This is a genomic window from Methylobacter luteus IMV-B-3098, assembly GCF_000427625.1.
Lineage (GTDB): Bacteria > Pseudomonadota > Gammaproteobacteria > Methylococcales > Methylomonadaceae > Methylobacter > Methylobacter luteus.
The window spans coordinates 2272624-2291382 of record NZ_KE386569.1 but is presented as its reverse complement, the minus strand read 5'-3'; the positions used below and the strand labels follow the sequence as shown (position 1 = coordinate 2291382).

The window sequence follows — 18759 nt, the reverse complement described above, 5'->3', positions numbered from 1 at the left end:
ATTTATCACCTTGACTGAGTGGCGGCCTTTGCCTGGACATAGATGGTTGCCTCATACCAGGTAAACATGAGCGCAAACTCCAGCCCTGCAAAACCGTCCAGAAAACCACCTCGCAACACAAAGTGGTATAAAAACCGGGCGACAACCCTGAGCCAGGATCGCCCCAACAGGACGCTTAGTCGCCCGCGCGTGGTCATTACGGCGCCCGCTGTCGGCTTAAGCCGCACCTCTTGTGCGGCCTTGCCGACATGTTTATGCATCCATTCAATGATTTCGCCGTGATAAAAATAGTGTTCATAAGGAATATCGGAGTAGCCGATCCGGCACGTATCGATAACGGCTTCGCCATGTCCGGTATGGTTGCGGACGAATCGGACGGTCTCCCTGCGCACCAGCCTTGGATGATAAATGGGATAGCCGGGCGCGTGGTTCAGGCGCTTTTCCCGCAGATACAGGATCGACGGCACCATCAGCACATCGATCGAGTCGATGCCGGACATCCCGGATTCAAACCAGTCATAGAATTTTTCGGGATAGATTTCGTCGGCATCGACAAACAGGATCCAGGGCGTATCTATCCCGCATTGATTGATGGCGAAGTTGCGCTGCTCGGCAAAACCGGGCCATGGATTGGTGTAAATTCTGCAACCGCGACTCTCGGCGATGGCCAGCGTGTTGTCGGTACTGCCTGAATCCACGATGACGATGGGATAGCGGTCAGGGATGGCCTCCAGGCAACGGGGCAGGTTGGCTTCCTCGTTTTTAGTCAAAATAGCGACAGTCAGCATAGGTTCTTTCTGAAATTTCTGGTTTGAACGCACGGCAAGTCTGTTATTTCTTGACCGCATAGAGGTTAATGTAAATGCCCAGTCCAAAGAAGTTCATCAGGCCGGCAAACGGGATCTGCAGCAGCCTGACCAGCGCGTCGGCGGCGACAGCCGGCCTTCCTCGCAGGCCCAATCGTTTCGATAGCGCGTTGAACGGCACCCGGGTTATCTGCTCCACCTTGACCACATGGAAGCCGTTTTGCTCGACCAGGGCTGTCAGGCCTTTCTCGGTAAAGTAATTGACATGCTCCGGCACCCATAAACAGGCGTTATCCTTCGTCCCCAGCAGCTTGACCAGAAACGAATCGTAATTAGGCACGGCGCAGGCCAGAACGCCGCCGGTGGTCAGCAGGTCGGATACCTTGCGTATCGCACGATTCGGCTCAAGCAGATGTTCCAGTACCTGCGACATCAGCACCACGCCGAACGGTTCGGAGGGTTCAAAGTCCTCGAACATGACAGGGACCGGCTCATCGCCATTCAGCTTGCGGAACACCTCGTTTTCGTATTCGCCAGGATTGATGCTGACCGTTTGATAACCCGCTTTTTTGAGCGCCCGCGTGTAGAAACCGAAGCCTGAGCCAATGTCCAGCGCCCGGTGGTTATCCGAATAATTGAACTGGTCCGCCTGCCGGGCCATGCGTTCGGCATCCACCGTGCAGTTGGGAAACTCGGCCTCCCGGTCCAGCACGTCCTCGATAGTGACCGGCTGGGTCAGCGCCTGGCCCGAGTATTGATAGATGGCCTGCAGCCATTGCGCGTGCGGCGGCTGGTTCAGAAAGCCTGTGCCGCAACTGACGCAACGATAGATATGGAATTCCTTGTTGTCCGCGCCGTCCGTATACTGAAAATTTTTCGTCCGCCAATAGCTTATTTTTATGCTGCCGCAAGCCACACATTCGTGCAGAACGTCGCCATATATTTCTGAAACTGCTGGTGCATATGCCATAGTATTTTTTCTTTTGATAGGGCTGTTAACAAAAAACAGGGTTGACTGATGTTACGCACGGGCAGCTTTTTTAATCCCGTTTGCTGCGAACATTGCGGTTCTCCGTAGGTGCGAATTCATTCGCACTTAACAGAGCCATGCCGCCTTCCGGAAAGCTCGGCGGGCGTCCCGGGTCGAATTAATTCGACCCTACAGGCGCTTTGACGTAGGGCAAATTGTCCGCGCAACATCAGTTAAATAATTTTATATTTCGAACATTAGCCGAGCATTACGAGCAGCTTCAGGCTGCGGCATTGCAACTTGCCGCCTCGATTTCGTCATTGTGCTGCAAGCTGATGATCCGCCATGGCTTGGCCAAGAGCGCCAGAACCAATGTCTCGACACCGTAATAGATAGGGTTGGCCATGGCCGCCCCCATCAGGCCGTAGTATTTCACCATCAGCGGAATGCTGATGACCGCCGCCACAGCGCCGCAGACGCGGCCAAGCAAAAACAGCCGGGTTTTTTTATTGGCTAGCAGCGGCTGGGCCACTACGGTTCCCAGGGCATGCAAGGCAGATCCGACCGCTATGGCGGGCATCAGCGCAACCGCTGAATGATACGATTTTGCCAGCAGCAAAGCCGCCACCCAGTCCTTGGTAAACAGCAACAGCGACACGCCAATAATGCCCATGGCAATCACGCAGCCAATCCATAGCCACAACAGCTTGAAGCCTTCCTTCATGCGGTTCTGCGAACATTTCTGAAAATAGGCCGGCTGAAAAGTGCGCAGCAGAACCATCGCGCTGCGGTTGAACGCCTCGTTGATAATCAGGTAAGTCGCCGCGTACAAACCCACATCGGCGGCCGTCATCATGTAGCCGATGACATAGCGGTCGCCCAGGCCGTTGAGCCAGAAAATCAATTCCATCGGGATCAGGGGCAGGGCATAGGCCCAGACATCCTTTCTGAAATTGCGCGACCTGACCGGCCGGCGCTCCTTGTTGGCGTCGGCTTTCACGCGCTGGATCAGCGACCAGACCGTATTGGAGATCAGGCTGGCCAGGATGTAGCCCAGCAATATCCATTCAGCCTGACGGCCCAGATACCAGACCAGCGAGATCGAGAGCACCGGCCGCAGGATGCTGTCGGTGGTCTGCCACAGGCTCGCCCCCCGTTGCCTGCGCTCACCGATCAGCAGTTGAATGCCCAGCTCCCGCCGCACCGTTACCGCCAGCAGGACGCCTGCAAGCGCAAACAGCCAACTGTCATTATGGGTAAGATAACCGTATACGGCGCCGCTCGACACGAGAACAATGATCGCCAGCGTCGTGGACCGTGCCGTCAGGCTGGCCACGACGCCATGCAAATCGGCGCGCTCCAGCTTGTTCTGGCACTCCGGCAATATCCGCATGCCGGCGCAGATGAAAGGATAGGAAAAAAGACTCACGCCCAGCGCCACAAAGCCGTTCAGCAAGGCGACCTGCCCGTAGGTCTCCGGCGTGACCAGTTCGGTCAGGATGCGAGTGCCGGCCAGCAACGCGATGGCGGACGCCAGTTGCCCGAACAGCGCCCAGAACGCATCGCCGAATAATCGTTTTTCTTTCAATAGTCCCATAGTGTGTCCTTTAAAGGCTCGCTGTCAGTAGGGGCGCCGATAGTAGGAATCCGGAATTATCGGGCCGTCCTTCAAGGGAGCCGGGCTGGACTGAAGCCCGGTTCCCAATACCAATCCCCACAGGAACATGAGCATCGCGTTTTGCGGAAAATACTCCCACATATTGAAGGTCAGTCCCGCAACGAAAATAAACATGATCACCAGGCCCTTATTGGGGTGGACGGACATCCTTGTCGTCATCCATAGAAAACCGACATAGGCCAAAAGGCCGATCAGGCCATAACCGTTCAACAGGAATAAATACAGACTGTCGGAGTCGAATTGCCCTGGAAAATGCTCGGCGCCGTAGAGGACGTTGATCGTATTGGAACTGAGCCCCAGGCCCCAGCCGAACAGCACATCCGCAGGCCCGTCGATATAATTGGAAAATATCCGCTGCCACAAATCCAGGCGGCCGTCCTGGGTGGGGTCCGCGTCATCGCGGCCGCTGAGCAGGGGGCTGGATGCCAGTATCAGCGCGCCGACGGCCAGAATCGGCGCCGGCATGACCAGCGCCCAGCGGTCGCGCGGACGAAGCGCCGCATAAATCTGAAAGAACACCACCAGCAGTGAGCTGATCAGCGCGGTGCGCGAACCGCTCAGCAAGGCCAGAAAGATGCTCACGCCCATCCACTTGCGCATGCCCGGCACCACGGCGAAAAGCAGCGAGCAGGTCGCCATGGCCGCGCCGAACAGGTTGGGGCTGACGAAGGTGCCGAAAGGCCGTCCGCCGCCCAGTAGCGACACGCCCAGTATAGGCGGCGCCCACAAGGCCTGGGTGATCGCCAGTACGGTCTGGAGCGCAATGTAATAACGAAGATAATACGCGAATTTATAAAGGACATATTGACCCGCGCCCAGGCGACTGGCCGCGAAGCCGATCAATGCCACGGGCATGTATTCGAAAACGCGCAATCCCGCCATCGGCACCACCAAAGGCAGGTCCAGATAGAGCGCATAGGCGACTTCACACAACACATAAGTGGCTATCAGGCTAAGGAATGCAAACACGGAGCCGGTCAAAATACCTTGCCGCAAGCGCGGTTCAAGAAATCCGTATACGATCAGCACCAGCAGCATGACTTCGCGCAGTATCCGCAAACCGAAGTCCTGTTCGCCGTAAACCTCTTTCACCCCGTTCCAGTTCGACTCCATCTGCGGCAGGGCGGCCACCGTCGAAGCGCAGACCAGCGCGAACAGCAGAACCGGCAAGTCTTTCTCCAGGCGCAGGTTCATCGCTTAAACCTGTTCATCATCCATCGCTAAAGAGGACAGCACCTCGGGTTCCTCGTTTCTTTTGAACCAATCCTCGACCGCCTGATAACCGGGTATTTTTGCGGACAGGCTTTTTTCCTCCGTATCGATCTGACTGCCGTAAGCGTAACCGTAATAAGGCGAATACGATGAGCCTTCTTTCATGTTGTTGATAATAAAACCGTTCGGTTTGATGCCGACCTGCTGGAAGCGTTTAAAACTGACTTCCAGTTCCTGCGCCGTATAGCGGCCTTCCTTGACGACCAGGAAGGTGGCATCGGCGTACTTGCCCAGAATGGCGGGATCCGTCGCGCCCAGAATCGGCGGCGAATCAATCACGACATGGTTGTAAAAGCTCTTTAACTGTTCGATCGTCTCCTCCAGATTGCCGATCACCAGCAATTCCGCCGGATTCAGAACCGTGCTGCCTTTCGGTATGAAATCCACCCCGACTTCGGGCAGGCTGACGATCACCTCGCCCAGCGTGGCCCTGCCGGCCAGCAGGTCGGAAAGCCCCGGCTGGCGGTCGACGGAGAACGCATCATGCAGCCGGCCGTTGCGCATGTCTGCGTCGATGATCAGCACGCGTTTTTTGATGCTGGCCAGCAGTGCCGCGAGGTTGGTGCTGACGAAGGATTTGCCCATGCCGGGAGCCGGGCTGCTGACCATGATGACCTTACTCTCGTTGCTGGCCAGGGTCGCTTCCAGGGTGGTCCGCAGGCCGCGCAGCGACTCGACGGAGATATCCTGGGGGTCCTGGCTGGCCAGGATGCCGGGCTCGCGCGTTTTGCCCTGGTCGATCAGGCGCGCCAGCCGTTGCTGCTTCTTGCTATGAGGAATGGCTGCGTACAGCGGCAGGCCCACCTGATATTCCAGCAAGGCCGGATAATTGTCGTGGCGCTGCAGGGAATGTCTCAGGAATACCATAGCGGAGCCCCCGGTCAGACCCAGCAGGCCAGCGATGGCCAACAGCATGCCGGGCCTCGGCCAATAGGGCTTTTCCGGCGTGACCGCGAAATCGACGATACGGGAGTTGCCCAGGGAACCGGCGGCGGCGATGCGCTGCTCCTGGGCGCTGTTCAACAGCGAGGTATAAAGCTCGGTATTGACCTGCACATCACGTGACAGGCTGACCACGCTCTGTTGGGTGCGAGGCAGATCCCTGATGCGTTTTTCCAGTTTCGACAGCTTGCTATTGACGCGCTTGATTTGCGCGTTGGTGGCTTGCATGTCCGGATGAGCGGATTCCAGGCGCTGGCTTTGCTCGTCGTATTTCTGTTTGAGCTGGATGCCCAGGGTTTCCATTTCCGCGGCCTGCTTCAGCAGTATTTCGGCCTCGGCAGAGATGTCGACCGCGCCATGTTTTTGCCGGTAAACGCTCAAACCCTGCTCCGCCTTTTCCAGGCGATCCTTGACGATAGGCAGCTGGCTTTCCAGGAAAGCCAGTTTTTGCCCGGCTTCCGCGGACTCCCAATTGACCGTCGCGTTGACATAAATGGCGGCAATATCGTTGACCGATTTAGCCAGCTGCTCCGGGTCCTTGCCTTTCAGTTCGACGCTGAGAATATCCGTATCCTTGGAAACTTCCTTGACGGAAAAAGCCTTCTGCAACGTTTCGATGGCTTCCAATGAAGTTTTCCGGGTCAACTTGAAATGCGTGCCGGGACGCGCTTCGAGCTCGGCGATTTTGACGGCCACAGGCGCGCTCTCGCCGATGTCGGCGGTGACGGATTCGCCTACGGGTCCTTCGGCCAACGGCTCATCCTTCGGACCCAGCAACTGGAAACGGCCTGCTTCCAGCGCGATCAGGGTAAATTCCTTGCCCAGATAGCGATCAGGCACAGTGAAGGTGTCGACCTTCAGCTTTTCGCCGCCCCAGGCCCAGCGGCCAAATCCCCACCAGGGACTAGCGAGGCCGTCGTGGGCATCGTGTTTGCGCGCCAGGGTCTCGCCGATGACGGGAAAATAACGCGGGGAGGCTTCCACCGTCAGGTTGAGATTTTCCACCACTTTGCCCAGAACCGAACGGGAACGGAGGATTTCCACTTCGCGTTGCGCTCTCGGGCTTTCGGCTTCGGACGGCGCCTGGTTCGCTTCGCTGCGCAGCGGCGCCGCGAGCAGCGCCTTGTTCTTGTCGATCCGCAGCAGCGCGTCCGCCTTGTAAGTGCGCGGCGCCAGCATCAGATAGACTGTCGCGACCAGCAATACTGACACTAAAGCCAACAGAATGGTCTTTCTGCCTTCGATCAACAGGTCGACATAATCTCGAATACTTACGCTACGCTCTTCAATCCGGGGGAGCGGATTCAGCGGTGGAATTGAGTTAACTTCATTCTGTAAATACATAATCTTTTTTTCCTGATCGTGTGAGAACAAGCTCTTTCCCTCGAATGCCATTACATCCCCATGAAGGCAGCGCGCGACATGACCGAAGTGAAAGATGACGGTAGGATCTGGTTAAGTACGCGTGACCACTGGGTGACGCCCGCCGTGCCCACGAAAACGGTATCGTGCGCCTGCAGCGGAAACTGGTCCGCAAGTATCAAGGCGTCAGGGGATTCCGCGTTCAACTGGAAAATTTCCGGTTTTAGCTCGCCTGTGCGGATCACGTAAATCTCTTCCGGCCGCGAAGAGTTGAAATCGACGCCATAAGCTTCCGCGAGCGCCTGTGCGAGCGTCATCCGTTGGCCATTGCCGATTTGCAGGGCCTGCTGCCGGCCTACCTCGCCCATGACGAATACCTTGCTGTCCCGGCGGTCGGGGATGTTAAGCACGTCGCCGTCCCTGAGCAGCAGGTTCTGGTCAGCGCCGCCTTTTTCGTATAGCTTCAGCACATCGATCTTATAGAGCTTGCCATCGCGGGCCAGGGTTACGTTGCTCGAATCGGCTTCCTCGGTCACGCCGCCGGCGCGGCTGATGGCTTCTGCAATGGTCAATGGCGTCTCGTTCATGGACTGGACGCCCGGCGTTTTGACCTGGCCGACGACGGCAGCCCGATGGCTCTGGAAAGACAGCACGCGGACATCGAGTTTGACTTTCTTGAAGTATTTGGAAAGCCCTTCGGTCAGCAGTTCCCGAACTTCGGCGACGGTTTTCCCTGCCACTGGAATATTGCCCACATAGGGGTAATAAAGCGTGCCGTCATCCTGAACCGTCTTGCCGGCCAGTGTGGGGTCGATTTTCTCGCTGCCCGGATCGTTCAGCTCCGGATGGTCCCAGACCGTGATTTGCAGTCTGTCGTGCGGACCGATCTTATAAGCGGTCATGGGGTTGGTATCCATCGGGAGATTATTGACCTCCTGTTTCGCATTTGCCCGCTCGATGATCAGATCGGCGGTGATCGGGATGATCTTCGCTTTTTCCTTGACCAGCTTGCCGTCTTTCATCGTTGGAACCTCGATATGCGATAACGGGCTGTTGGTCTCCATTTCCATGCCCGGCGTCAGAGAACACGCCTGCAGCAGCACGACCGGTATCAGAGGAATTGATCTAAACAGGGATCTAAACATAGCGGGTGTATTCCTTAGTAGGCATTTTTGTTGATAAAACCGGACACCAGGGTGCGCAGTGCAATTTCCAGATCGAACCAGATGGACCAATGCTGGATGTAATACAAATCGTGTTCGATGCGGCGGTTCAAGTCGGTATCTCCGCGCCAGCCGTTTACTTGCGCCCAGCCTGTCATACCTGCCTTGACCATGTGCTTTTTCATGTAATTCGGCACTTGTTCCTTGAATACTTCTACAAAATCCGGGCGTTCCGGACGCGGGCCCACCAGAGACATGTCGCCCATCAGTACATTGATCAGTTGCGGCAACTCGTCCAGGCTGGTTTTACGCAAGAAGCTGCCGAAGCGGGTAGCGCGATTCTCGCCAGCTTTAGCCCAGACCGCGCCGGTTTTGGATTCAGCGTCCACCGGCATCGAACGGAATTTTAAAATGGTGAACTTACGGTTGTTCCAGCCGACCCGTTCCTGACGGTAAAACACCGGCCCGCGAGAACTCAGCTTGACGCCGAGGGCGATCAACAACATCAGCGGACTGATCAGCGTCAATATGATAAAGGCGAACAGACGGTCTTCCAGCTCCTTGACATAGCGGTTGACGCCATGCAGAGGAGAGACCGAGACATCCAGCGTCGGGATGCCGGCCACCGTGTTCAGGCTCAGGAACTTGCTCTGTTTGAAGGCGAAACAATCGATGACCAGCCGGATGCTGACCGGCAGATGACGCAGTTCATGTTGCACACGTTCGGCTTGCGATACGCCTTCTAACGGGAATGCGACCCAGACCTCGTCGACGGCTTCGCGCGTTACGATAGCGGCCAGATCGTCCAGTTTGCCGAGGCAGGGCAGAGAATCGTCCACGGGAATCGGGTTGCCGGACTGATCGTCTACATAACCGATGACATGCAGGCCTGCCCAGGATGATTGATTCAACTGCCGGCTGGCCGCAATCGCCATCTGGTTCAGTCCGACCATGACGACCCTGCCCTGCGACAAGCCATGAGCGCGCAACCAGCGCAGCAGATGGGAAAACAGGCTGCGGGCAATGAGGACGTATACTAGACCCAGTCCTCCCCAGGTGGCGATCCAGCGGTAACTGGAGCCGAACCAGAATTGCAGACGAACCAGGGCGACGATGGAAATGACCGACACCAGGGCCGATGCCCAGGCCCTGACGATGCGGGCTATTTCGCCGCGCATCACATCATTGTGCCAGGGGCGGTAAACCTGCCCGATTTCGAAAAAAATGATGGCTCCCAGAATGCCAAGGGCGATCACTATGCGGTGGTAAGTATCGATGACGAACTGTCCATGCCAGAAGTAGTAGGCAGTCCAGGCGGCGAAAAACAGCATTGCAATGTCGATAAATCTCAGCAATAGGATCGCCGTATGTCCATATTGCTTGAAGAGCCCGTTGAAGATGTTTCCAACACTGGGTGGCATATTCGCTAAACCTCTGTTTTTTATGTTCACAATAATGAGCGGCCAAACCGCTTATCCTGAAGGTCAACGCGGGATTCGCATTGATTTAGGGTAAAGACTACAGAGGCAACATGAGGGAAAACCGAAGAGTTTGATTAAGATTGGATGAAGATTTTATTAATTTTTGATGAGGAATCGCGCGGGGCTGGAATGCCCCGCGTCTAAATTACAGTCAATGTCAGTTTCGGGTCAGGCTGTAGGGTCGAATTCACTTGTGCCCCATGGGTATTCGACCCGAGACGCCCGCCCAAGCTTTGTAAAAAGCGTTATGGCTCTTGTTGAGTGCGAATGAATTCGCACCTACAAGCGCATTGGGTCGATTGACTACCCTTTCTTTACGAAGCTTGAACCGAATCGAGGTTAAATTACAGTCAATGTCAATTCCGGGTCAGCCGTTCATAGTCGGTTCGGGTCAGCACATAGACCGGGCTGGCGGAAACGGGGATATTGGCGTTCCCGGCAGCATCGACCGGGAGCGCCCGGACATGGCCTACCACATCGGCCAGCACCCAGGATTTGCCCGAATCCAGCCGCAGCGGCCAGTTGCCGGCTGTCTCATCCGTCCGCCAGAGCATCAGGGTCGGGCCGAAATGGGCGGCCTGAATGTTGGCGTCCCTGGTGTCGAAAGCCTTATAGGGCAGGCCGTCGATCAGGGCGCTCGCGGTATACAGCGCCGCCTCTCCGGGCTTGTGGCCCATGGAATAGTCCCAGAGCCTGCCATAAGCCAGGTCGTATTCATGCGCGATGCAGAACGCCAGCCCCAGGTAGTCGCTGCGGCTGTTGACCCAGGCAATTACTTTCGCGGCCTGTTCCGCCTGCCAGCGGCGTCCGGTGAAGCCATGCATGGCCTTGGCGCCCGTCTCGCCCAGCCAGAACGGCAGGCTGTTTTTCTTGCCCAGGCTGGCGTAGGCGGCCAGCACGCCGCGCTCATCCTCGCTGTCGCCATTGCCGATAGGTCCGCCGAAACGGGGCGGTTTTTGCGGATAGGCGTGGATGTCCCAGGCGTCCTGATACTGATCCAGGCCAAGTTTCAACACCTCCTTGAACCACTGGCCCGAGCCCTGGCCGTTCATGTCGCCGGGCCGGACCAGGCTGCCGCCGACGTAATGAGCATCGCCGCGCGCCTTGTGCGCCTGTTCGTATTCCCACTTGGCCCGTTGCACCCAGTGCTCGGGGTTGCGCAGTTTTTGCCATTCAGCCTCCGGGCGGATGTCGATCTCGTTAGTCGATTTGAAAAATCGGGTAAACGGCGCGGCCGCGCTAATGAATTTCTGGCCGTCTTCAGGATTGTCGTTGAGCCATGAGCTGTCGCCCGAGGAATCGGCGAACAGAACCAGGCCGCGTTTCTTTGCCTGCTCCCATTTCGCGCGATACTGAGGATCGAAGCCCGGATAAGTGCCATAGCTTCTGTAGATGCCCATGCGTTCCAGCCAATTGAAATAGCCGCCTTCCTGCCCAAAGCTTTTATCGCCGTCGGCCAGGGCGTAATAGTCGTTGTTCCAGAGTTTCTTGCTGTCCAGCCGCTGCTTTTGCTCGGCAGTTCCTGCCACGACCGTGAAGCCGTCGGCGGGATAGGTCATGATCAACCGGCCTTCCGGCGTATGCAGGGCAGCGTAAACGGCGTAATAGCCGGTCTCCGGCGTTTTGCCGAAATCGACCTCGACTTTGCCGGGGAACAGTCCCGCTATGTCTTTCGTCGCAATCTCGTTGCCGCTGTAATCGACCAGGCGCAGGCGCAATTTGGCCTGAAACCGTGGTAGCGGCGCCTGCAATTCGGGTTCCTCCAGAATCGGATGCCAGCGCATGTCCACGCGCAGTTTGAGCGGATCGCCCGGATGGGGCAGATTGGCCGGCGCGTCTACGGAGATCAGCGGGCGCAACCTGGCGGCCGTTACGTTCAGCGCCGGATCGACGGTGGGATCGGTCAGTTGCGTCTTGATCGAATTCAGCGGCCGACCGGACGGATCGGTAAATTGGCCTTTAAAGAAAAAACGCTGGCCCTGGCCGTGCTGCATCACCAGTTTGACCAGCAGGCTGTGCCAACCCGGCGAAAGGTTCAGCGCCGCGACCTGCGGCGCTTCGGGCCGCTCCGACAGCGCAGTCGCCACCAGACCTTCGGTGGTCAAGCCCTTAAGCAGACTTTTTACCGTTTCGCCGACTGACGAAAATCCGGACGGTGGATTAGGGTCATTGTCCAGTTTGACTGGCTGCCCGTCCAGCCAGCCCGCGGTCCTGATGCCGGATTGCTTCAGATGCAGCAGGGCCTGCGTGGCCTGATCGACATGCAGATAGAGCTGCGCATAGCCGCTGCCGCGCGACCAGCCGTAGGCGTGTTGGGTGTTGGGTTCGATGGCCGCGGTGCCGTCGGATTCTATGGGGGCCATCCGCCAGGTTCGCATTTCCCCGCCCATCATTTGCAGGCTGAGGTAGGGCTGATCGGGATTCGGGCGCAAAACAGTCTCGCTATCCAACCCGTAAACCGAAACACCGGCCAGGCCATCCTGCACACCGCCGACCAGCCAGGCAGCGGGCACGCCTCCGTGCAGCGGCTTTGGCTCATCCTTTTTGATTTCAGCCGGTTTGGGCATCATGCCGGCTTTAGCCGGATCGGCAAGAAATCCGGGCACATCGGCTTCGCTTTTGGGATTGGCCAGGACGCCCAGCATGCTGTAGTGATCATCGGTCATCACGGCAGCGGGCAGCGCCGGCAGGTTCAATTTCCGGGCCAGGGTTTCGGCTTCCGGTCCGACCAAATAGGACACTGAAAATTTGTCGTAACTGGGCCGTGCGGCATCGGCAGCCAGGCCGCGGAACAGAATCTCGTCGTTGTCGCCTTGGCCGTCGAGTACATAGAGATGCTGCCTGGCATTAGACTCGGTTTTGCTCAGCGCCAGAAAGCGGTTTCTGGCCTGGGCCTGCGCGGGTTTCATCCAGTCTCCGAGCGGCGTTTCCAGCTTGAGCAGGAAGGCGTCGAACACTTTGGCGCCGTCCGCCTTGCCGGTATTATTGATTTCCAGCCAGCGGTCGCCGGGCAACACGGTGACGGTTGACGGGGCTTGCAGCCACTGATATTCCCATGGCGAGGTGTTGGTCAGATCGAAGTTGCCGCGTGTGGCCAGTTCTTCGGGCTTTGCCCCGGCCTTGACCGTGAAGTTTTGAGTTACCTGGGAGACTTCCCCGCCGCTTTTGTAACGGGCGAAGACATGATACAGGCCCGGCGTCATCGCCGGATCGAGTTCAAAGCGAAAGTTCGCGCCCCAGTTTCCGAAACCCTGATGGAATACCTGAACCTCGTCCTTTTCCGTCGTCAGCGCTCCGGCGCCGGGACCGGGCGCGGCGGTGCCGAGCCGGACCTGCACGGTAGGGTCCTTTTCCGCCGAGGCGCTTGGTGCTTTGCCCAGATCCAGCAGCACCAGCGGCCGGTCCGTCGTGCCGCTTGCCGGCAGAGGCGGGGAGAGCAGGAAGGCGTCGAAGACCTTGGCGTCATGCCCGGCGCCAGTATCCCTCACCTCGATAACGGCATCATCCGCCTTGAGGTTGACGGGCGATTCCGCGGCTATCCAGGCGTAATCCCAGCCCTTGGGTTTCATGGACAGTACGGCGCGCTTCTCCAGTCTGGACTGGTCGGGCCCGGCCCAGACTTCGAAGGACTGCACGCAGACATCGGGTTCTCCGCCCTGCCGCCAGCGCGCCCAGAAAGTGTAAGGTTTGGCGGACTGGCCGGGTTTTATCTTGAAGCGGAAGTTGACCTTCCAGGTGCCGAAGCCGGGGTGCAGGGAAGTGATTTCATCCTTGTCCGTTTGAATCGAAGCGTCACCTTCATGGGCGGATACCTCCCCTCTGTAGACCTGCATGGTCTTGTCGTCGACGCCGCCCGGTTCACTGCCCAGCTCAAGCAGGAGCGCAGGACTTTCGGCTGTGCCCGTTGCCGATAATCCCGCGAGTCCGGCGGCATGGGCGGGGGACAGTCCGGCCGGCACAACCAGCGCTGTCTGTATGGCAAGAAAAAATATTTTCAATGATTTCATGGGGTTGACTGTTTCCGGGCGGGGTGGCCTGATGCGGCAAAATGAAGCTCAACTTAATCTCGATCTATTAAGCCAATATTAAAGGTCAAAGCCTAAGATGAGCTTAAAACTTCACGGGGTCTGATAAATAAATGTATCATAGAGACAAAAAGCCGAACCAGAGTTGCATGGAATATTGGGTTTTCGATGCCGGAAAACAGACTTCCATGCCGCTCCGGCGTCTCGAATGGATTATCGGAAAGCGAGGTTACTTTTGACGATCCAACACAAAAATCAATGAAAGAGTCCATTACCGCCTTTATTCAAGAAAATTTTAGAAAACCGGATTTATCAATACTATCAAGATGGTTTGCATCCGCTTTTATGCGGCTGAAGTTCAAAAACCTCCTGTCGCTGAAATCGCTTATCGTTCTGGGCTTTGTCGTTGCGGTTATTCCTCTTTTTCTGGACGTGATGTACGCGGCTTATGCCATGCGCGACACGGCGACATTGGGCAGGACCATCAATTTCCAGGTCTTCGAACAGACCAAGACCATCCGCCAGGTTTTGCAGAAAGCTTCCGATATCGAGCGAAAAGCCAGACTGTTCGTTCTGCTGTCGGACCCGGCTCTGCGCCAGCCTTATGAACAGCAATCGTACGAAAATGCGCGGGCATCGTTCAAGCAAGGCTTGAGCGAATTGCTGAAATTGCATGTGGATAACAAAATCGCTCTGCTGGTCAACGAATTATCGGAAAAGGAAAATCTGATTTATCAACAGATCATGGGTGCGGCGGGTGAGAATAATCCCGAATTGCCGATTGATGAGGCTTTCCAGGGATTGCGGGAAGCCTCCAATACGCTTTCGCGCGAATTCGAGAGTCATGTCGACCATGAATTCAATGAATTGCGCCAGCAGTCCGAATCCCTTGAACAAGGGCTTTTGATCAAGGGCGCGGTCCTGTTGCTGATCTCGGTGATCTTCATTGTAATACTGCTGGTCGTGCTCTCGCGTTCAATGCGGCAGCTGGATGTCTCCATTCGCCGCCTCGGATCAGGAAATCTCGCGGAGCCCATCCTGGTCACAGGCCCTTCGGACCTGCGCTATCTCGGCAATCGCCTGGAATGGCTGCGGACGCATTTAATGGAACTGGAGGTTTCGAAGCAGCAGTTCATGCACAACGTTGCCCGCGAGATCGAGATGCCGCTGGAGAGCATCCGCGAAGACGCGCAACGGCTTGCGGACGCGGCGGAGCATGAATCAGACAGGGCGCGGCAGGAGATCGCGCTGACCCTGTGCGCCAACAGTGAAAAGCTGAAAACCGTGTCCGAGGAGCTGGTTCGCTATAGCCAGATCAACTCGATGCCGGAAATGAAACTGAAAAATACCGTCAATATGAAAGACTTGCTGGAGTCCGTCATCGGGGAGTTTCAGCCCCTTCTGCAAGCCAAAGCGATCGTTTTGAAGAAACTGGTCCGGCCGGTCGAGATTTCCGGAGTCCATGAGCAGTTACGAGGCATTATCGAACAGTTGATTTCCAATGCTGTGAAATACTCGCCGATGGATGGCGAAATACGCATCATGCTTCGCGATGCGGGCATGCAGATGGAATTGGAAATCGAGGACGAAGGACCGGGCATCGGCCCTGACGAGCGTTCGCATGTCTTCGAACCGTTTTATCGCGGCAAGGCCGCCCAAAGTAGCGATCATGCGGATGGCCCCGGCCTGGGGCTGGCTATGGTCAAGGAATATGTCGCCAATCATCAGGGGAGAGTCGATATTATTGACTCAAGAGAAGATGAATGTGGGGCCCGCGTCCGGGTTCAAATACCGCTAACCGGAGAGGCCTGAGGAATCTATGTTGTCATTACCTATTCGATTAATAAGCCTGGCGTCAGCTTTGATGCTGATGACCGGGTGCGCCCAGCTCAATTCCGGTATGAGGGGCGGATTTTTAAACAGTTACAGCGATCCCTATGCCCGGTCAGATTATGAAGAACTTCTTACTTTTGGTGACAACATGGCCCACATGTCGGCCTCATCGCGCGCCGATATGTGTCGGACATTAGTGAAACGTCAGAAAGGATCGCGCGATCCCGGCGTTCAGTTACACCTTATGGTGGGCCGTTTGCTTTCCGATTCCTGCGGTTCGATTTCTAAAGTTCTGAGAGGGGTGGACACGATTCCGCCGGGATACCTGTCCGACTCGCGTCTGCAGAGATTTGTTTCCATTAATACGGAAGCCTTAAAACGCATGAACAGTGGGTCGAGAAGGTCCGGCTCCGTGGAAAGCAGACAAAAAAAATCCCAGACCGTGCTTGAATCGAATGATTCAAAAGGATCAAGGAAAGATGAAAACCGGCTGCTGCGGGAAAAGCTGGAAGCCATCAGATCCATGGAAAAGCAAATGGATGAGAGCGAGAGCGTCGACGAAAATTAGACCGTATGTTTCGTTTCCGATTGGCGGTAGTTATCGCTGTCTCGTTTGGTTTTGTCCTGTTTCTGGGGTTTATACTCCATTGGGGGTCAAACCGGGTTGAACTGTATTTTCAGCGCAGCCAAACGGCGTATGAGACTTTCGATCATTATGAGCAACTGTCTCAGGAGGCTTATCGTCACTTCAAACAGCGCATGGATCGGCTGATAACGGAAAATCCAGTTGCGGAAACCGGTGTGCAATTATCCAAACAGCATCTCTACGAAGCGATGGATGAACTCAGAAACACCGCGATAAACACGCAGGATGCCGGGGATTCTACTGAAGATTGGCGGGACAATCGGGCGGAACTGGAAAGGGTTGCCCGTTTCACCGCTTTCCTGGAAGCCAGCGAATATCGGTTCGATGAAGTTGAACGGTTGCATCAGCAGGGCAAACGCGATATGGCAGTGCTTGCGCTATCGAAATTTTCGAAAGAGGAAATCGACGGAAAATTTCAGCCATTGATTGATGCCGCCATCGATGCTGAACGGGAAAAGGCCAGACAAGCCAAGGAAGAACTGGAAGGATTGCTTGCCCAGTCGCGTTGGCTTGCCATCCTGGCTTCATTGATCGCGGCGTTGTTTAGCCTCGCGTCCGGCGTATTGCTCTTTCGCGGCGTCAGGAAGCCTATCGAAGCGTTGATGAACGGCACCGACGAAATAGCCTCGGGCAATCTGATTCATCGCATTGCCCTCGATACGCGTGATGAATTCGCCTATCTTGCCGCGCACTTCAATGAAATGGCTCAGAAGCTGGAGCTTCAGCAGGAAAAACTGCGCGAGGGACGCGCCGTGCTGGAGAAAAAAGTGGCTGAACGCACCTTCGAACTGCATCAATTGAATGAAGAATTAAAACGCATGGATATTGAGCGGTGTGAGTTTTTAGCCGACATCAGTCATGAACTGCGCACGCCGATTACCGTCATTCGCGGCGAGGCGGAGGTGACATTGCGGGAAGACGAACTGGATGCCGAAGCGTACAGGGACGCTTTGCAGCGGATCGCCGAACTGTCGATGCAGCTGGGGAAATACGTCAACGATCTGTTGTTTCTTGCCCGCGCCGAAACCGCCAACATGCAATTTGAATGGGACAGGATGGATCTGGCCGAACTGGTGGCCGGCACTGTCGAGGATTTTCAGGTCATGGCCCAGGAAAACTCGATTTCCGTTTCCCTGAATGCGCCTGCTGAACCGGTGTGGGTGCTCTGCGACAAACAGCGGCTTCGGCAGATGTTGTTCATTCTGGGCGACAATGCCTGCCGATATTCGAATCCGGGCGGGCACATCGCGGTCGACTTGTCGACAGACGGCGGCGAGGCATGCCTCAGCGTCAGCGATCAGGGCATCGGCATACCCGCCCAGGATCTGGAGCGTATTTTCGACCGTAACTTCCGCAGCAAAAATGCGCAGCATCTGCGGGACGATGGCACAGGCCTGGGCTTGCCCATGGCCAAGTCGATCATGAAAGCGCACGGTGGGCGCATCACCGTAACCAGCACCGAAAATTCAGGCTCGAAGTTTACGGTAACGCTGCCGCTAATTTCGGCAGAACAGGATAATGCCATATGAACGAGAAATACTTTAAACACGACAGCCTCTTAAGCACTGGTTATATGCGCGTGCTGCTGGTGGAAGACGATGAGCGCATTGCCGATTTTGTCCGCCGAGGACTGAAGGCCGAAGGCTACGCCGTAGAGGTGGCCCGCAGCGGGCATGAGGCCATACCGCTGGGCACCGAGGGGCAATTTCAGGTCATCATCCTGGATCTGGGCCTGCCTGATCTTAATGGCCGGGAGATTTGCGAGCGCTTGCGCAGCAATGGCGTCGATACGCCGATTCTGATGCTGACGGCCAGGGATACGGTACAGGACAAGGTGGCCGGCCTGCGCTCCGGCGCCGACGATTATATGACCAAGCCCTTCGCATTCGAGGAACTGCTGGCGCGCATCGAAGTGCTGATGCGCCGCCGTGGCGTTGAGATCAAACCGGAAACCAAGGAATTGCGGATAGCCGATCTGGCCTTGAATATTGAAACCCATGAAGTCAGGCGCGGGGATGCATTAATCGACCTGACGCCCAAGGAATTTGCCCTGCTGGAATGCTTCATGCGCATGCCGGGCAAGATGCTGAGCCGCACCCGGATTCTGGAGCAGGTATGGGGCTACAGCGCCGATCCATTGACCAATGTGGTGGATGTCTACATTCGCCAATTGCGGCGCAAGATCGATGACGACTATGAGCTGAAACTTCTCAAGACCGTGCGTGGATTCGGCTACAAAATGGACGCTTCCTAGATTCGAGCCTGCTTTCAGCCAAGACCTCGGCTGTCAAAAAGCGTTGGGTTACAGGCAAGATGGCACATAAACAAAATGTAACCGCAATGCAGGGATTTATAACAAGCCGAGAAAAGTGCAAACAGCAGATTTGGTTAAACAGACAATAGTTACAGATGAGAAGCAGTTTTATGATTGACAGCGAACCGTCTGTTGATATCCTGCAAAACTCAATTAGAAATATGCACCTTTAATAAGGCACTTTTGTTGACAGATGCAAAATTTGTGTCTAGTTTTAATGAATCATCTAAACCATCTGAATCAGTATTATCGCTAATTGCATAACAA

The 18759-nt window shown here is 56.0% G+C and carries 12 protein-coding genes; 4 read left to right on the top strand and 8 right to left on the bottom strand.

From position 1 onward, the window contains the following. Nucleotides 1-5 precede the first annotated feature (5 nt). From METLU_RS0112440 to METLU_RS0112405, 8 genes are all read right to left on the bottom strand, one after another. Nucleotides 6-821 carry a glycosyltransferase family 2 protein gene (locus tag METLU_RS0112440; RefSeq protein ID WP_231383599.1) on the bottom strand — a complete coding sequence of 272 codons (816 nt, stop codon included), beginning with the start codon at nt 819-821 and terminating at the stop codon, nt 6-8. Nucleotides 822-831: 10 nt separating this feature from the next. Further along, a complete protein-coding gene (locus tag METLU_RS0112435) occupies nt 832-1776 on the bottom strand; it encodes a class I SAM-dependent methyltransferase (protein ID WP_027158496.1) in 945 nt (314 codons plus the stop codon). Nucleotides 1777-2056: 280 nt separating this feature from the next. Beyond that, nucleotides 2057-3373 carry a lipopolysaccharide biosynthesis protein gene (locus METLU_RS25265; RefSeq protein ID WP_051299899.1) on the bottom strand — a complete coding sequence of 439 codons (1317 nt, stop codon included), beginning with the start codon at nt 3371-3373 and terminating at the stop codon, nt 2057-2059. A 24-nt stretch (nt 3374-3397) separates the two neighbouring features. Further along, nucleotides 3398-4648: an O-antigen ligase family protein gene (locus METLU_RS0112425; RefSeq protein ID WP_027158495.1), complete on the bottom strand. Its 1251-nt coding sequence runs from the start codon at nt 4646-4648 to the stop codon at nt 3398-3400. A gap of 3 nt (nt 4649-4651) precedes the next feature. After that, a complete protein-coding gene (locus METLU_RS0112420; protein WP_036243086.1) occupies nt 4652-7012 on the bottom strand; it encodes a polysaccharide biosynthesis tyrosine autokinase in 2361 nt (786 codons plus the stop codon). Nucleotides 7013-7062: 50 nt separating this feature from the next. After that, entirely contained in the window at nt 7063-8175 is a 1113-nt protein-coding gene (locus tag METLU_RS0112415) for a polysaccharide biosynthesis/export family protein (protein WP_027158493.1), read from the bottom strand. A gap of 14 nt (nt 8176-8189) precedes the next feature. Continuing rightward, nucleotides 8190-9614, bottom strand: coding sequence for an undecaprenyl-phosphate glucose phosphotransferase (locus tag METLU_RS0112410; RefSeq protein WP_027158492.1), 1425 nt, complete (start codon nt 9612-9614; stop codon nt 8190-8192). Nucleotides 9615-10030: 416 nt separating this feature from the next. Further along, on the bottom strand, nt 10031-13681 hold the full coding sequence (locus METLU_RS0112405) for a hypothetical protein (protein ID WP_027158491.1): 3651 nt from the start codon (nt 13679-13681) through the stop codon (nt 10031-10033). A 363-nt stretch (nt 13682-14044) separates the two neighbouring features. Between METLU_RS0112405 and METLU_RS0112400 the strand changes: the two genes are divergently transcribed. The 4 genes from METLU_RS0112400 to METLU_RS0112385 are packed head-to-tail and all read left to right on the top strand — an operon-like array spanning nt 14045 to nt 18432. Then, on the top strand, nt 14045-15511 hold the full coding sequence (locus METLU_RS0112400) for a sensor histidine kinase (protein ID WP_231383598.1): 1467 nt from the start codon (nt 14045-14047) through the stop codon (nt 15509-15511). 52 nt (nt 15512-15563) lie between these two features. Beyond that, a complete protein-coding gene (locus tag METLU_RS0112395; RefSeq protein WP_231383702.1) occupies nt 15564-16100 on the top strand; it encodes a hypothetical protein in 537 nt (178 codons plus the stop codon). Nucleotides 16101-16105: 5 nt separating this feature from the next. After that, nucleotides 16106-17707, top strand: a complete 1602-nt coding sequence (locus METLU_RS0112390) for a sensor histidine kinase (RefSeq protein ID WP_027158488.1) — start codon at nt 16106-16108, stop codon at nt 17705-17707. Continuing rightward, nucleotides 17704-18432, top strand: coding sequence for a response regulator transcription factor (locus tag METLU_RS0112385; protein WP_231383597.1), 729 nt, complete (start codon nt 17704-17706; stop codon nt 18430-18432). Before METLU_RS0112390 ends, METLU_RS0112385 begins: the two co-directional genes overlap by 4 nt. The last annotated feature ends 327 nt before the right edge of the window (nt 18433-18759 follow it).

Excerpts from the sequence above, each read along its gene's own strand:
- METLU_RS0112390 (WP_027158488.1), top strand. The coding sequence starts at position 16,106 with ATGTTTCGTTTCCGATTGGCGGTAGTTATCGCTGTCTCGTTTGGTTTT.
- METLU_RS0112395 (WP_231383702.1), top strand. The coding sequence starts at position 15,564 with ATGCTGATGACCGGGTGCGCCCAGCTCAATTCCGGTATGAGGGGCGGA.
- METLU_RS0112405 (WP_027158491.1), bottom strand. The coding sequence starts at position 13,681 with ATGAAATCATTGAAAATATTTTTTCTTGCCATACAGACAGCGCTGGTT.
- METLU_RS0112415 (WP_027158493.1), bottom strand. The coding sequence starts at position 8,175 with ATGTTTAGATCCCTGTTTAGATCAATTCCTCTGATACCGGTCGTGCTG.
- METLU_RS0112425 (WP_027158495.1), bottom strand. The coding sequence starts at position 4,648 with ATGAACCTGCGCCTGGAGAAAGACTTGCCGGTTCTGCTGTTCGCGCTG.
- METLU_RS0112385 (WP_231383597.1), top strand. The coding sequence starts at position 17,704 with ATGAACGAGAAATACTTTAAACACGACAGCCTCTTAAGCACTGGTTAT.
- METLU_RS0112435 (WP_027158496.1), bottom strand. The coding sequence starts at position 1,776 with ATGGCATATGCACCAGCAGTTTCAGAAATATATGGCGACGTTCTGCAC.
- METLU_RS0112400 (WP_231383598.1), top strand. The coding sequence starts at position 14,045 with ATGCGGCTGAAGTTCAAAAACCTCCTGTCGCTGAAATCGCTTATCGTT.
- METLU_RS25265 (WP_051299899.1), bottom strand. The coding sequence starts at position 3,373 with ATGGGACTATTGAAAGAAAAACGATTATTCGGCGATGCGTTCTGGGCG.
- METLU_RS0112410 (WP_027158492.1), bottom strand. The coding sequence starts at position 9,614 with ATGCCACCCAGTGTTGGAAACATCTTCAACGGGCTCTTCAAGCAATAT.
- METLU_RS0112420 (WP_036243086.1), bottom strand. The coding sequence starts at position 7,012 with ATGTATTTACAGAATGAAGTTAACTCAATTCCACCGCTGAATCCGCTC.